The sequence below is a fragment of the Sphingobium xenophagum genome (assembly GCF_031457465.1).
In the GTDB taxonomy this organism is placed as follows: domain Bacteria; phylum Pseudomonadota; class Alphaproteobacteria; order Sphingomonadales; family Sphingomonadaceae; genus Sphingobium; species Sphingobium xenophagum_A.
Map to the genome: position 1 here is coordinate 15,799 of NZ_JAVDWV010000023.1, position 15,297 is coordinate 31,095.

At 62.8% G+C, this 15,297-nt stretch carries 12 protein-coding genes; 7 read left to right on the forward strand and 5 right to left on the reverse strand.

Features of this window, described 5'->3' with window-relative positions; genetic code table 11:
* The first annotated feature begins 178 nt into the window (after positions 1 to 178).
* Genes J2W40_RS18545 through J2W40_RS18570 form a run of 6 tightly spaced genes read left to right on the forward strand, consistent with a single transcriptional unit; the run spans position 179 to position 9,059 of the window.
* Positions 179 to 1,462, forward strand: coding sequence for a metal-dependent hydrolase family protein (locus tag J2W40_RS18545; protein ID WP_310227445.1), 1,284 nt, complete (start codon positions 179 to 181; stop codon positions 1,460 to 1,462).
* Positions 1,459 to 2,868 (forward strand): aromatic ring-hydroxylating oxygenase subunit alpha, encoded by a 1,410-nt coding sequence (locus J2W40_RS18550; protein ID WP_310227446.1) that lies wholly within the window; start codon positions 1,459 to 1,461, stop codon positions 2,866 to 2,868. Before J2W40_RS18545 ends, J2W40_RS18550 begins: the two co-directional genes overlap by 4 nt.
* An 8-nt stretch (positions 2,869 to 2,876) precedes the next feature.
* Entirely contained in the window at positions 2,877 to 4,682 is a 1,806-nt protein-coding gene (locus J2W40_RS18555) for a hydantoinase B/oxoprolinase family protein (RefSeq protein WP_310227447.1), read from the forward strand.
* A complete protein-coding gene (locus J2W40_RS18560; protein WP_310227448.1) occupies positions 4,679 to 6,754 on the forward strand; it encodes a hydantoinase/oxoprolinase family protein in 2,076 nt (691 codons plus the stop codon). The genes J2W40_RS18555 and J2W40_RS18560 overlap by 4 nt, the downstream gene beginning before the upstream one ends.
* Positions 6,755 to 6,768: 14 nt before the next feature.
* Positions 6,769 to 7,863, forward strand: a complete 1,095-nt coding sequence (locus J2W40_RS18565) for a CaiB/BaiF CoA transferase family protein (protein ID WP_310227449.1) — start codon at positions 6,769 to 6,771, stop codon at positions 7,861 to 7,863.
* Positions 7,860 to 9,059 carry a CaiB/BaiF CoA transferase family protein gene (locus J2W40_RS18570; RefSeq protein WP_310227450.1) on the forward strand — a complete coding sequence of 400 codons (1,200 nt, stop codon included), beginning with the start codon at positions 7,860 to 7,862 and terminating at the stop codon, positions 9,057 to 9,059. The genes J2W40_RS18565 and J2W40_RS18570 overlap by 4 nt, the downstream gene beginning before the upstream one ends.
* On the opposite strand, the gene J2W40_RS18575 is transcribed toward J2W40_RS18570, so the two are convergent.
* From J2W40_RS18575 to J2W40_RS18585, 3 genes are read right to left on the reverse strand one after another with little or no spacing between them, the layout of a single operon-like run.
* Positions 9,053 to 9,820, reverse strand: coding sequence for an SDR family NAD(P)-dependent oxidoreductase (locus J2W40_RS18575; protein WP_310227452.1), 768 nt, complete (start codon positions 9,818 to 9,820; stop codon positions 9,053 to 9,055). The genes J2W40_RS18570 and J2W40_RS18575 overlap by 7 nt on opposite strands.
* Positions 9,817 to 11,529, reverse strand: a complete 1,713-nt coding sequence (locus tag J2W40_RS18580) for an FAD-dependent oxidoreductase (protein ID WP_310227453.1) — start codon at positions 11,527 to 11,529, stop codon at positions 9,817 to 9,819. Before J2W40_RS18580 ends, J2W40_RS18575 begins: the two co-directional genes overlap by 4 nt.
* Positions 11,529 to 11,993 (reverse strand): VOC family protein, encoded by a 465-nt coding sequence (locus tag J2W40_RS18585; RefSeq protein WP_310227454.1) that lies wholly within the window; start codon positions 11,991 to 11,993, stop codon positions 11,529 to 11,531. The genes J2W40_RS18580 and J2W40_RS18585 overlap by 1 nt, the downstream gene beginning before the upstream one ends.
* A gap of 152 nt (positions 11,994 to 12,145) precedes the next feature.
* On the opposite strand from J2W40_RS18585, the gene J2W40_RS18590 reads away from it, so the two are divergent.
* On the forward strand, positions 12,146 to 12,460 hold the full coding sequence (locus tag J2W40_RS18590) for a Rieske (2Fe-2S) protein (RefSeq protein ID WP_310227455.1): 315 nt from the start codon (positions 12,146 to 12,148) through the stop codon (positions 12,458 to 12,460).
* Here the strand turns inward: J2W40_RS18590 and J2W40_RS18595 are convergent.
* Complete coding sequence (locus J2W40_RS18595) at positions 12,457 to 14,103, reverse strand: class I adenylate-forming enzyme family protein (RefSeq protein WP_310227457.1); 1,647 nt, start codon at positions 14,101 to 14,103, stop codon at positions 12,457 to 12,459. The two genes, J2W40_RS18590 and J2W40_RS18595, sit on opposite strands and share 4 nt — an antisense overlap.
* Entirely contained in the window at positions 14,100 to 15,293 is a 1,194-nt protein-coding gene (locus J2W40_RS18600; protein ID WP_310227458.1) for an FAS1-like dehydratase domain-containing protein, read from the reverse strand. Before J2W40_RS18600 ends, J2W40_RS18595 begins: the two co-directional genes overlap by 4 nt.
* Positions 15,294 to 15,297 lie beyond the last annotated feature (4 nt).

Consider the following 15,297-nt stretch of genomic DNA (forward strand, 5'->3'; position numbering starts at 1 on the left):
TTCTCCTTTTGCCCGGCAGAATGGCCGATGGCGGGCTGCACGGAAAGGCATGGTGCCGCGCACCGACTTGACTGACGCGGCAGGCGCTGCCGCGCCGAGAGGAAACGCCAAGTGCGCGTGCAGTCATTGGGGCGCAGGCGGCGAAGGCATAGTCTGACTGGCAGGAGAGGATGTCATCTTGCCGACCACGCTCATCACCAATGCCACCATCTGGGACGCCACCGGCGCTGCGCCTTTTGCAGGTGCCTTGCTGGTGGAGGACAATCGCATCCGGTCCGTGACCGCCAGCGCAGCAGCGCCCTTGCCTCCGGCGGACCAGATCATCGACGGCAACGGCATGATCTTGATGCCGGGTCTGACTGAAGGCCATGCCCATATATCCTTCGGCGACGCCGCCTCCACTGAGGATCTGATCAGCCCGTCGCCCGAAGCGCACACGCTCATCACCGCGCGTATGGCGAAACTGCTGCTCGATCAGGGGTTCACCAGTTGTTATGGCGCGTCGGCAGCCAAGCTGAAGCTGGACGTCGCCGTCCGCGATGCGGTTGACGCGGGCCATATTCCCGGCCCTCGCATCCGTGCCGGATCGACCGAGATCACCGTAACCGGCGGCATGGGCGACGAAAGCAAGCTGCACAATCCGCGCATCGGCATCAGTTGCGTCGTCGATGGGCCGGAAGAAATGCGCAAGGCTGTTCGGCTCGCGATTCGCGAGGGGTGCGACAATATCAAGCTCGATGTGTCGGGCGACCCTTTCTATCCCGGCAGCCCTGCGCACGTCACGCCGATGTCGTTTGAGGAAGTGAAGATGGCGGTCGATACCGCCCATGCCTTCGGCCGCAAAGTGAACGCGCACAGCCGCTCGATCGAAGGGACCAAGCATTGCATCCGCGCCGGGGTCGATGGTCTGTTCCATGTCGAATATGCCGATGAAGAAATGCTCGACATGCTGGAGGAAGCGCGGGACCGCATCGTCATCGCGCCGTCCATCGGCCTGTTCCACAGCATGATCCATTATGGCGAGCCGTGGATTCCGCGCGCCGTGGCCGAAGCCATGGGCATTCCTGCCCTGATCGAGCAATCAGTCAACACCCACACGGCGCTGCGCAAGCGGGGCATCCGCCACCTGATCGGCGGCGACTATGGTCTTGCTTGGAATCGGCAGGGGACCAATGCCCGCGATATCAAATTGCTGATGGACTATTATGGTTATGATGCGCCCGGCGCGCTCGCTTGCGCCACCCGCAACGGCGGAGAGGCGATGCGGGACGAGGGCGACCTCGGCACGCTGACGCCCGGCGCGCTCGCCGACATGCTGCTGGTGGATGGCGATCCGCTGGCCGACGTCACAATCCTTGAAGACAAAAACAGGCTGGCGATGGTGATGAAGGACGGGGTGATCCACAGCATCGCGCCCGGCCTCTGCACGCCTGCCGCCTCGGACCAACGGAGAGTTGTATGAACATGGAATCAGGCCCGATCGAAGCGGGCGACGCTCGCTGCCCGGCAATCAGTACACAGGACATCATCGCACGCGACAGGATCGCTGCGCCCGGCTGGGTCCGGTCGGAATCCTATGCGTTTCTGGGGAGTGAGGATGTATCGAACGACCGCTATATCGACCCCGATTATGCGCGTCGGGAGATGGAAAGCCTCTGGACGCGCACCTGGCAATTCGCCTGCCGGGAAGAACATATCCCGGAGGTCGGCGACTATCAGGTCTATGATATCGGCCGCTACAGCCTGATCATCACGCGCGTCGCGCCCGATGACATCCGTGCCTATGTCAACGCCTGCCTTCACCGCGGTACCAAGTTGCGCGCGTCCGGCTCTGCGGGCTTTGCCAGCGAGTTCAAATGCAGCTTCCATGGCTGGAGCTGGAATATCGACGGCAGCAGCAAGGGCATCGTCTGTCCCTGGGACTTCCCTCATGTCGATCCCGCCAACAACAGCCTGCCCCAGGCCCGCGTGCAGACATTGGGTGGCTTCGTTTGGATCAACATGGACCCGGCCGCGCCAAACCTTGAGGACTATCTTGGCCCTGATGCGCTCGCCCATATCCGCGCCTGGAAGCTGGAAGATCGCTATATCCACCTCCACGTCCAAAAGAGCTTCCCGGCCAACTGGAAACTGACGGTCGAAGCGTTCATGGAGGCCTATCATGTCATCGAAACGCACCCCCAGGTCGCCCCGTCGAACGCCGACGCCAACACCCAATATGACGTGTATGGCGATCATGTTAACCGCTTCATCTCCTGTTTGGGCGTAGCGTCGCCGCATTTGGAGGGGCGCTTTTCCGAACAGGATATACTGGACCAATTCACCGTGGGCGATGCGTCAGTCCTGAGCAAGGATCGGCCCACCGTTGGCGACGGCACCGCGCGGCAGGCGATGGCGGACATGTTCCGCGGTATGTTCGGGCAGGCTACCGGCAGCGATCTGTCAGCGACCTCGGACAGTGAGATGCTCGACTGCTTCTCCTATACGATCTTCCCCAACACCTATCTTTTTCCCGGCGTGTCGTTGCCGATGGTCTATCGCTTTCGCCCGGATCCGAAGGATCACCGGCGCTGCATCTACGAAGTCTTCTTCATGCGCCCGGTACCTGTGGATGGCGCGCGCCCGGAACCGGCCGAACCGATCATCCTGACCGACGAGCAAAGTTTCTGCGATGCGCCGGGCATGGATGCCGGTTTCGGCAAGATATTGGACCAGGATACCGACAATCTCTTCCTCCAGCAGGAGGGGTTGGAAGCGTCTGCCAAGCGCGGCCTGACGCTGGGTAATTACCAGGAAATCCGTATCCGCCATTTCGAGCAGGCGGTCGATCGCTATGTCGCGATGCCACCCCATCGTCCTACGCGCTGAGGAAGCCCATGTCCTTCGAACTGAATGCCAGGCTGGCCGCCCGACGCGCGCCCTTGCCCACCACCGTCAACATTGACCCCGTCACCGCCAACATCATTCGCGGCGCGCTGGAAACCGTTTGTTTTGAGGCTACGACCCATTTGGGTCGCGCAGCCTCTTCCCCGATCATCAACCAGTCGAACGAGCGCAACGCGGCAATCGTCGATGCCCACGGACGGCTGGCCATGGGGTCGATCGGCACGCCGCATTTGACCTTCGTGTCGCAGCTGACGGTGCGCTACGGCCTGATGCAGCAGGATAATTTCGACTGGGGGCCGGGCGACGTATTCGTCGGCAATGATCCCGATCATGGCGGCGGTCATCTGCCCGACTATAATGTCTATGCCCCTGTCTATGACGCGGCGGGCGAACTGGTGCTGATCCAGGCGCTCCAGGCGCATCAGGGGGATACGGGCGGGAAAGACCCCGGTGGCTTTACTCTCGACGCGACCGATATTTTCACCGAAGGGCTGGCCATTCCCTGCCTAAAACTCGTTCATCGCGGCGAAAAGCGGCGAGACTCCATCTACTTGCTTGAACGCAACAATCGGTTCCCCAGCTTTGCAGGCGATCTAGCCGCGATGATCGGCGCGGTGGAAAAGGCCAGCGCCTCGATCCGCGCGATCCTCGACAAATGGGGCAGCGATGTCGTTCGCGCTGCCGTCAACCAGACGATCGAGACATCCGAGCGCCAGATGCGCCAAGTGGTATCCGACTGGCGCGATGGCACTTACGAAGCCACCGTCCATATCGATCATGACACGGTGGGTACGAAGGATGTGCGCGTCCATGTCGCCTGCACGATCGCGGGTGATCAGTTGACGGTCGATCTGACCGGCACGGACGACAGGTCTGAACTTGTCGGCGTGTGGAACACCTTTGCCAATTCGCGCGGCTATATCATGACCCAGATCGCTTCCACTATCGACCCGGACATCGTCAAGAACGAAGGGCTGTTCAACGCGGTGGAGATCATCCTGCCCGAAGGTTGCATCGCCCATCCCCCGCCCAACAAGCCTGCAGCACTCGGCTCCTTCCACCCCGCCTGCGAAGTTACCGAAGCCGTGTGTGTTGCCTTGTCGAAAGTCGCACCGGAGCGGTCCGCGCCGCAAGTGTATAAGATCGGGATGCCCAACGCTGTCATCGGTTTTGATGCGCGCGGCCAGATGTGGATGGACCAGGGCGTCGATTGCCGGTCGATGGATGTGTCGGCGGTGCAGGGCATCGACGGTTGGGGTAGTTGCCCGGTTTCGCTCGGCAACCTGCTGCTGTCGCAGGCGGAGGATGCCGAAAGCCGTTTTCCGGTGATCAACGCCAGTCGCGAACTCGTTACCGACAGCGGCGGGGCGGGGCGCTGGCGCGGGATGCCCGGCAGCCGCAACGTCAAGCAGATACTCGAACCGGCGCTCGCCATGGCATGGATGGTCAGCCATGATCACCCCATCAGTGGGCTGGAAGGCGGCGATGATGGCACCCCCTACGTCAATCATTTCCAGGTCGGGACGGACCAGGAATATCGCGTCGAACTGACCGCCCGCGCGCAGCTCCCTGCCGGGGCGGTGATCGCCTATCAGCATGGCGGCGGTGCTGGCTTCGGCCCGGCCCTGCTGCGGGATCCGCAGGCGGTGTGCGAAGATGTGCTCGACGAACTGGTCAGCGTGGATGCTGCGCGGGATCGCTACGGCGTTGTCCTGACCGGCAGCCTGACGGACTACAGCTTGACGGTGGACCATGCGGCTACTGCGGCCCTGCGCGGGGAGCGGATGGCGGCATGACCTATCGCATCGGCATAGATATTGGCGGCACTTTCACCGACTTCGCGATGCTCAAGGGCAGCGAGGTTATTCTCCACAAGAATCTCAGCACGCCGCAAGACCGGTCGGAAGGTGTCATGAGCGGCCTCGCCACGTTGGCGGCAGGGCAGGGGCTCTCGCTCGGCGATTTCCTCGCCCAATGCGATGCCATCGTCCACGGTACGACCGTGGCCGACAATACGCTGATCGAAATGAACGGTGCGATCACTGGCTTGATCACCACAGACGGTTTTCGCGATGAAATGGAATATCGCCGAGGTTTCAAGGAAAGCATCTGGGACGTGCGACTGGAACCGCCCCAGCCCATCGTCCCGCGCCGCCGCCGCCTCACCGTTCCCGAACGTGTCCTGGCCGATGGCAGCGTCCACCGGGAACTGGACGAGCAGGCGGTGCGTGAGGCGTGCGAGAAATTCCGCAAGCAGGGGGTCGAATCTGTCGCGATCGGCCTGATCTTCGCCCATGTGAATGGCGATCATGAACGCCGCGTGGCGCAGATCGTGGAAGAGGAAATGCCCGGCGTGCCAGTATCGCTGGGTCACCGCATATTGTCGCGCGCGCCGGAATATGACCGGATCAGCACCACGGTCGTCAACGCCTATGTCGCGCCGCGCGTGAACGCTTATCTTGAACGACTGGTCGAACGGCTCGCACAAGCAGGCTATCCGCGCCAACTCATGGTGATGCAGGCAGCGGGCGGGGTGATGACCCGCGACTATATTGCCGCCGCGCCTATCCGCGTGCTGGCGTCCGGCCCGGCGGGTGGGGTCATGGCGTCGGCCCATGTCGGCGGAGCGAAGGGCCATCGGAACCTGCTCTGCGTCGATATGGGCGGCACCAGCTATGACATGTCGGTGGTGATAGATGGCGCAGCTCCGGCCGAAGCAGGCTGGAACATGCACCACCGCTATCTGGTCGGCGTGCCGATGGTGCAGGTCGAAACGCTGGGCGCCGGTGGCGGCTCGATCTGCCATGTCGACAAGGGGGAACTGAAGGTCGGCCCGGCATCGGCTGGCTCCGTCCCCGGCCCGATCTGCTACGGGCGTGGCGGCCTTCAGCCCACCATCACCGACGCGCTTCTGATGCTCGGCATCCTGTCGACCGGCGAAGGCTTTGCAGGCGGCAGCTTCCGCCTGCGCGATGAAGGCGTCCGCGAAGCCTTCGCCGCCATCGGCGCACAGATGAGCTATGACGCAGAGCAGGCAGCGTTCGATTGTTGGCGGCTGGTCAACGCCAATATGACGCAAGGGGTGCGGCGCACCACGGCGGCCAAGGGAATCGATCCGGCCGATATGGTCATGCTGGCCTATGGCGGCAACGGGCCTGCCTTTGCCGCGATTCAGGCGCAGGAACTGGGCATCACCCATGTGCTGGTGCCAAAGGCGTCGCCCACATTCTCGGCGCTCGGCACGCTGGTGGCCCATCCCAGCATTGACGAAGAACGCTCCTGCACCGCTCCGGCCGACGCGCTGGACCTTGACCAGATGCGTCTATTGTGGGGAGAATTGGCCGACAATGCCAGGACGCACTTCACAGGGGCGGGCTTTGACGCAGAGGCCATTCAGGCGACATGGCGACTCAACATGCGCTACGGCGGGCAGAACTGGGCGCTGACCTTCGACCTGCATGAAAGCTTGGGTTTGGATGACCTGTCCTTCGTGGACGATAGCCTGTCCGACCGTGCCATTGCTGCTTTCAACGCCCGGCACATGGCCGAATATGGCCATATCCGCGAAGGCGAATTGCCGGAAATTACCGGTGTTCGTCTGGCTTCCCATGTCGCAACCCCTATGCCCCCGGCTAGCGGCGGCTTCTCGGCCTCCACGCTTGAACCGGTCCCCGCCGGGCATCGCCGCGCCAATCTGGGCACTGGCTTTGCCGACGTCGCCATCTTCAAAGGCCCAGCGCTCGTCCCTGGCGCGCGCGTCACCGGCCCCGCGATCATCGAAGAAATCTTTACAACCATCGTCGTCTATCCCGGCTGGCAGGCACGGGTGGACGATGCGGGCGACTATGCGCTGGTCCGCCAGCCGTGACAGCGCTTGCCGGGATGGTGATCATCGAAACGGCGGAGCGGGTCTGCGGCGAATATGCCGTGCGCCTGCTCGCAGATTTCGGGGCGGAGGTGATCAAGGTCGAACGCCCTGGCGGCGCGCCGACCCGCGCCATGGGGCCGTTCCATGAGGGCCAAAGCACGCTCTTCCGCTATCTCAACAGCAACAAGAAATCGGTACTGCTCGACCTCGACCGGGCCGACGACCGCGCCTTGCTCGACCGCCTGCTGGCGCGTGCGGATGCGCTGATCGACGATCATAGGCCAGACTGGGCTGCCGCCCATAGCCTGGCCCATGGCAGCCTGCCCGATCTGGTTCACTGCGCCATCACCCCCTTCGGTCAGGCTGCCCCATCACATTGGCAGATTGCCCGCCCGATCAACGTCATGAATGCAGGCGGCTGGGCCTGGCACACCCCCAGCGAAACCCCTGCGGACAAACCACCGTTGCAAGGCGCTGGCCGTTTCATGAGCGATTATGAGGCAGGGATCGAAGCGGCACTGTGCGTCGCAGCCTCGCTGTTCGCTAGGCGCCGGACGGGCAAGGGGCAGGCCATCGACATCAGCGAAGTGGCCGTCCAGCTTTCGCGGGCTGACGCCGTGCTGGGGCGGATGCTCGCGGGCGATGCGGACCCCGGTCCCGAACGCACCCGCTATGATATGGGCGGTCCGGGCGCAGCCTTCGCCTGCGCCGACGGCCATGTCTATCTGTTGATGACGACGCGCGCGCATTGGCGCGGTCTGTGCGCGTTGATGGGCGATCCCGACTGGGCAACGGCCTTTCCCGACGACTGGTTGGAATATCATTGCACGCCCGATCGCGTGGCCGAATTTCGCGACCATTTTCGCTTATGGATCGTCCATCAGCCAAAAGACGCTGTGTCGGACGCTGCGCAGCGGGCGGGCGTCCCATTGGTGCAGGTCAACACCGCTGCCGATATCGCCAACCATCGCCAATATGCCTATCGCGGCTATTTCCAGTCGCTGGACGGCATCGCCTATCCGACCGCCCCCTACCGCATGAGCGCATCCCCTGTTCGTATCCACGCCCATGCGCCTGCACCCGGCGCGCATCAGGGGGAAGCGGCATGAACCGCACCGGTCCGCTGGCGGGCATCCGCGTGCTGGAAATCACCAAGGTCTGGGCTGGTCCCTATACAGGCAAGCTGCTCGCTTTTCTCGGCGCGGAAGTCATCAAGGTGGAAAGCCGCGCCAATCTCGATGAAATGCGCGCCTATGGCGGTGTAGACATCGACAGCGCGCCCTATTTTCGCAGCATCAACCAGCAAGTGCTGAGCGTTCAGGTCGATATGAAGTCGGACGAAGGCATGGCCTATCTTCGCCGCATGATTGCTATGTCGGATGTGCTGATCGACAATTTGCGCCCAGGTGCCATGGAACGATCCGGCCTATCCTATGATGCGGTGCGCGCCATTCGCCCGGGCATCATCCAGCTTTCGATCAAAATGTACGGCACGGACGGTCCGCTTGGCTATCAGACCGGCTATGCGCCCTGTTTCGCGGCGCTGGGCGGTCTCAATGCGCTGGTCGGCCATGATGGCGAAACCCCCGCGGGCATAAACATCCGCTATGGCGATTCCACCGTCGGCGCATCGGCGGCGCTGGCCATCGTCGCCGCGCTCCACCATCGCGAAACGACGGGGGAGGGGCAATTTATCGACCTGTCGGCGGTCGAAACCCTCTCGACCATGATCGGCGACAGCCTGTTCGCCTATGGCCTGACCGGCGACCTGCCGCGTGCGCAGGCCAACGCCCATGCCGACATGGCCCCGCATGGCTGCTATCCCTGCATCGATGGCCAATGGATCAGTATCGCCGTGGCAAACGATGATGAATGGACGGCGCTGGTCAAAACGCTTCGCGCGTCCGCGCTGGGGCAGGACGCCCAGTTTGCCGATCATGCTAGTCGGGTCGACCACAGCGCCGAACTGGATGCAGCCATCGCCGCGATTACTATCACACATGACGCCGATACGCTTTCCGAGGCGCTTTTGATGGCGAGCGTACCAGCCTATAAAAGCCAGTCCTCGCTCGACCTTATAGGCAGTGAAGCGCTCTGGTCGCTCGGTGCCTATCGCCTTGTCACCGACGCGCGTGGAGATGTGCGCCCGGTTATCGGTCCCGGCTGGCGCATGGCACCCGACGAAGCGCCCATCGAAAAGGGCGCCCCGCTGCTGGGCGAACATAATGCCTATGTCTATGGCGACCTGCTGGGCCTCGACGAGGCAGAACTCGCCGATCTGGTGGCCCGCAGAATCGCTTATTGAGGCAGGAACCGGCTGTTGATCATCCGCGTCGTCGACCAGCCACCATCCACGGCGATCACCTGGCCATTGATGAACTCGGCCTTGTCGGAACAGAGGAACGCCACGGCGTTCGCGACATCATCGGGCAAGCAGTCGCGGTAAAAGGGGGTCAGCCCCTGATTGATCCGCTGAAACGCGGGATAGTCCCATGCGGCGTCGGTCATGGCTGTTCGCACCACCGTCGGCGCAACGATGTTGGAACGGATGCCGCGTTCGCCATATTGCGCCGCCATCGTCTGCGTCAGACCGGTCAACGCCGCCTTGACGGCACAATAAATGCCGCCATCCATGCCACCCATAATGCCAAAGGTCGAACCGATCGTGACGATTGCGCATCCTTTGCCCATATGCGGCAATACTTCGCGACACAGGCGGAACGGTGCGCGCAGCGACAGGTCTATCACCTCGTCGAGCACCGCGTCGCTCGTTTCATGAACGGCGGCCCATGCGCCAGCGCCAGCATTGTTGACGAGATAATCGATCCGGCCGAATGTCGCGATCGTATGATCGACGACAGTGCGCGGTGCCGAGTCGTCCGCCATGTCGGCCGCGATGGCACTGAAACGCGCGCCACGCGGCAATGTCGCCGCCAATGCCTCCAACTTCGCCATGGTGCGTCCGGTGCCGACCACGGCTACGCCCTGTTCGACGAGGCATCGGGCGATCGCCTCGCCAATGCCGCCCGCTGCGCCGGTCACGATCGCGACCTGAGATTCCGTCATTCTGTCTTTCCTTGATTATGCGCCCGTGCGGCAATGTCATTGGCCGCAACAAAGCCGAAAGTGAGTGCCGGGCCGATCGTCCCGCCAGCGCCCGGATAGCAATCGCCAAAGGGACTGGCCGCGCAATTGCCCGCGGCATAGAGATGCGCGATCGGTTGCCCCGCGCCGTCCAGCACGCGCGCCTGCGCGTCGCAGCGCAAACCACCTTTGGTGCCCAGATCGCCATTGTTGATCGGCACTGCATAATAAGGCGCCGTGTCGATCGGCCCCAGATTGGGGTTGGGCGTGACAGTCGGGTCGCCGAAGAAGCGATCATAGATATTGCCGCCGCGCCCAAATTCAGGATCGACGCCGGTGAAGGCATAGCCGTTCATGGCCTTCACGGTTTGCTCTAGCGCCTGTCTCGGCACGCCAATTTTGTCTGACAGTTCAGCAATCGATCCGGCACGGAACACATAATGGTCCCACCAATGGTCGGGAATGCGACGATCTGGCGTGTGGACTGTCGGCATCAGTCCGCCCGCGCTGAACTTCGCGCGGAATTTTGCGTCGAATATCAGCCAGCACGGCATGTTCGCCCCGGTGCGCAAATGGTCATCCACCATGGCCTGCCCGAACCGGTCATAGCCGGTCGCTTCGTTGACGAAGCGCACGCCGTTGCGGTTGACGCACACGCTCCATGGCCGCCCGACATCGAAGGCGGCCTGATGGATTTCGTGGAAATTAGATGCCTTGGGGGCAGGCAGGGTCATGGTCGGTATCCACCAGCCCTGGTCGACATGAGCGACCGACGCACCGACCGTTTCCGCCGCGATCAGCGCCTCACCGCGATTGGCATCCTCCGGGGTCGAGCTGTGCCGGGTGAGGCCAGGCACCGGATAGAAACGGTCACGCAGCGCCTGATTCCATTCAAAGCCACCGGCGGCCAGCACCACGCCATGGCGCGCGGCGATCGTCCGACTCTGGCCGAACCGGCGCACGTTCACGCCCGTCACCACGCCCGCCGCATCCACCGCCAACGACTCCAGCGCTGTCTCCAACTGCAACTCCACCCCGCGCGCGAACACTTGCCGGTACAGCGCCCCCATCAAACCGGCCCCCTGGGTAAAGCGCCGGTCGCGCGCCGACACGCGCCGCGCGCCTATGTCCAGCCAGTAGCGCGCGATCACCTTGGCAGCGGTAAAGCGCCAGCCGCGATGCTGCATCATCAGTGCAAAGGTTTCCGTCAGGTCCATCGCATAGCGGTGAAACAGCTTGAACCGGCTATATTGCTCCCGCATCAGCGGATAGCGTTCGTCGCCCAGTTCACGCCCGTCGAAGGTCGGGCAGATGACCGATCGGTCGGCTCGTGCGCCCGGCGCTTCGGGGAAATAGTCGGGCCAGGCTGCCGCCGCGACAGGCACGCCGCTGTCTTTTAGGAATCGGAGCATCGCCGGCGCCTGCGCGACATAGGCAGCCAGCCGCGCTTCATCCACCGGCACTTGTATGACCGTATGCAGGTAACGCAGCGCGTCTTCCGCACTGTCCCCCACATCGCCATTCAGGCCATGGTCCGGCACCCACATGACGCCGCCCGACGTGGCCGACGTGCCGCCGAACTTGTGTGCTTTCTCCACGATCAGGACCGACAGGCCCAGCTCCGCGCCGCGCAGCGCCGCCATGGCACCCGCCGCACCGGAGCCCACGACGATCAGGTCGAACGTCTCCATCAGAAGCTCGGCACTGCGTCGAGATGCGACCCGTCGGGAAAGCAATAATATTCCAGATAATGGCCCAGATCGTCCCGCGCATCGAAATAGGCATAAGTGCCGCCCATCGTATCCCATGCGATCGGCATCGCCCAGCGTGCCTTGGCGGCCGCGACTTCGGCATCGAAGATGGCCCGATCAGAAAAATGCCGCCCCAGATGGTGGAAGCGCGTGGCATAGCCCGCATCGGGCAGCCCCCATCGGTAGACGCTGATATCGCCTGAGACGGGCTGAATGATCTCGAACTGCAAGCCATGGCGGTTGGCGAGGGCGAAATGCGCCACCGCCTGACGGTCTTGCCCGGTGTCGAACTGCGCGTCGGGCATTTCCATATAATGGCCAATGCCCTGGATCGCGCCGATCTCCGCCATGGCGCGCCGCCAGTCGGTGGTCACATAGGCGTGCTGATAATAATCCTGGCTCACGGCTCTGGCTCTCCTGGCACAATTTTCCGCCGCCGGTTATCGGGGCGTCGGCTGGGAACCGGAATGACCGGCGCGGCAGGACGACTTGCACCCGTGCGCGCACTCCCTTGCCGCTGATTGCGACCGACCCGGCGCTGTGGTGATAGAAGGGGATGACCATTCTTACCTACACCCCAGTCGCCAACGTCGCTGACGTGCCCGCTGGCTCAGTCAAAGTCGTGGAATTTGAGGGGCAAAGCGTCCTGATCTGCCATAGCAATGGCCGCCTGTTCGCTGTCGCCAATCGTTGCTCGCACGCTGATGAGGCGCTTGCTTGCGGTCGCATCCGCGCAGGCTGGATTGCCTGCCCGGTCCATGGCGCCCGCTTCGACCTGGAAACCGGTCGAGCCATGAATCCACCCGCCAAAGCACCGATCCGCACTTATCCATTGCGCGTCAACGGCGAGATTATCGAAATCGCGCCTTAGACGCTGGCGAGTTTGGCCACCGCCACGGCGCGAATATCCGCGGCCTTGGCTTTCTCATTCCCGGTCAGCGCAAATTCCGCCTCGTCCAGCAGCAGCACCCGCCGCGGCACCTTGAAGCTTGCCATCTGAGTCTTGAGATGCGCAATCAGCATGTCTTCCACGATGGCGGCACCGTCGATCGGCACGATGCAGGCTACGACCATCTCACCCAGCAGATTGTCAGGCACGCCCACGGTCTGGCTGCGCTTGACGCCGGGATAGGTGGCGATGGCCGCATCCACCTCCTCCGGCGCGACATTGGCCCCGCCGGTTTTGATCATGTCGGTCAGCCGCCCTTCCCAGAAGAAGCGGCCTTGCGCATCGACCCGCCCGCCGTCGCCGGTCCGATAATAGCCATCCTCATCGAAACAATCCTCCGGCGCCTTGCCCAGATAGCCCGACATCAGCGTGGGGCCTTTAATGCACATTTCGCCATGCTGACCCACCGGGACGATTGCGCGCGTCACCGGATCGATGATCTTCAGGATGTTGCCTGGCAAGGGCGCGCCGGCGCTGCCTGCATAATCGGCCTCTGACGTTTCCGCGTCGAAGGCGGTGCAGATCGTCATCGTTTCTGTCGTGCCGAACGCCATCGGCGTCGTCCAGTCGGTCCGCACTGTGGGATGCTCGCCGATCAACTCACCCTTGGTCACATATTTCAGGCTGGACAGGTCTGCACTGGCCCAGTTTTCCGCCGCCTGTACCCGTGCCCATTGGTGCGGCCGCCCGGTCAGGAATGTGACCTGCTCCTGCTCGATCACCTCCAGTGCCGCGCCCGCGTCGAACACCGGTTGCAGCACGGCTGCCCCTCCCGTGGACAGGGCCGTCCCGATCACCAGGCTGATATTGCCAGACCAGAACAGGCCGTTGCCGGTCCAGCTGGTCACTGGTTCGCGCATCGCAAACACGCGCGGCCATCGCCACCATTGGATGCAGAAGGCGCGCTGGCTGTGTATGATGCCCTTGGGCAGGCTGGTCGTGCCCGATGAAAAGAAGATGCCGCCAATATCGCACGGCGTCACACTCGCCGCCCGCGCCGTAACGATGCTGTCGGCGACATGCGCGCCGCTGGCCAGAAAATCGTCCCAGCTTTCAAAATTTCCTGCGGCCGGGGCTGTATCGGTCACGCTGTCGAGCTGCACCAGATGGTTCAGAAACGGCAGGTCATCGATCGGCGCCAGCATCGCCGCAAAGTCCTTTTTCAAAACGCGCGTGTCGAAAAACAGCGTTTCAACCGCCGACGCGCGGATCAGATGCGCCAGCTCGTCGGGCGTGGAAAAAGTGCTGAGCGCTACCGTCACGCCGCCTGCCATGGCGATGCCGAATACGCAGGCCAGATATTCCGGCCGGTTGGCCATCAGCACACCGATGCGCGCATCCTTGCCCATGCCAGCCGCAATCAGCGCCTTGGCGACGGCAACCGAGCGGCGATGCAGCTCGTCATAGCTCCAGCAGACCCGCTGATGCGCAGTCCGCATAATGACAGCGTCGCGTGATCCATAGCGCGACCGCACCTCTTCCAGATAGGCTGGAATCGTATGCGCGCCTTGCCCCGGCTCGTCGCTCAGCGGGAGTCCGCGCACGCAGGAAAGTGCTGTGCTCAATAGGGCAACTCCACCTGGGCGGTGCCTTTGAGGATTTCATCGCCATCCTGCGTCGTCATCACCGTGCGTATCTTGACCACCGGCATCCCGAAGGGGGAACGGTCGATCTTTTCCACCACCTCGCCATCGACATAGGTAACATCGCCTTCAAAGGCGGGGGAGCGGAACTGCGTCTTGCTGTGCCAGACATAGCCTTCAAGGCCCGCCCAATAGGCGACCGTGTCCAGATGCCAGGCATTCATCGACGCGCCATAGCCATAGGCGCCGCCCATGCCGACATTTTCGGCCTTCTCGGCATTGATATGGCCCGATGACGGCCCATGATAGAGGCCGTCCCCCATGCGCGGGTCGATCTTGCGAGCGTCATGGTCGTAGCTCATGTCTGCGCCGAACCCCGCATCCTCGCGCGCCGGATCATGCACGCCTTCTGGCACGTTCCAACGCCATGTGCCCCAGATATTCTGGCGGTGCGCACGACATTCATTGGCGAAGGATATGACCGAATGCGGCCCGATCACCCGGCGCGGCAGCCGATCGCCGACCTTCACGTCGCCATAGGCGGGTGATATGCCCTCGCGGTTGGACATTATCCATTCGTGTCGAAGCCGGTGGATCTCGGCGACATCCTCCTTGGTCCAGCGCTTTGGGCTGCGCTTTTCCTTGCCATAGACGCCACGCTTATTCGCTTCCTCAACGAGATAGCGGATCGCGGTCGCCTGCTCCTTGGCAACCAGTGCGCCGTGCTGGTTGCGATGGATGGTGTCACCGCGCGCGAACATGGTCGGCCCGGCAAAGCCCGTTTCAGTGATCGAATAGCCATCGAAACGGCGGCTCTGGGTCAGTTTGTCGCCAGGGCGGACTGGGGTTCCGTAAAACCACCATTCTTCCCCCGCGAAGATCAGGTGCGTGCCAGGCACTTTCCCCACGCAGGCGGGATGACAGCCATGGCCATAATCCATCGCCACGGTGAAACTCTGCGGCGCGACAATGCCGCCAAAGCGTGACGCGCGCGCAAAATTCTCATCCCAGTGTACCGGGTTGGGATAGTCCATGGCCTGCACCCAGCGGCGAATGTCGGTCGCATTGCACGGATCCCACATCTCGGCAAAGATAACGGGCTTACCGACCCATTGATCGACGTCGCTCGTGTCCAACACAGCGCTGGCATTGGTCATTTCCATATCGGCCATGATG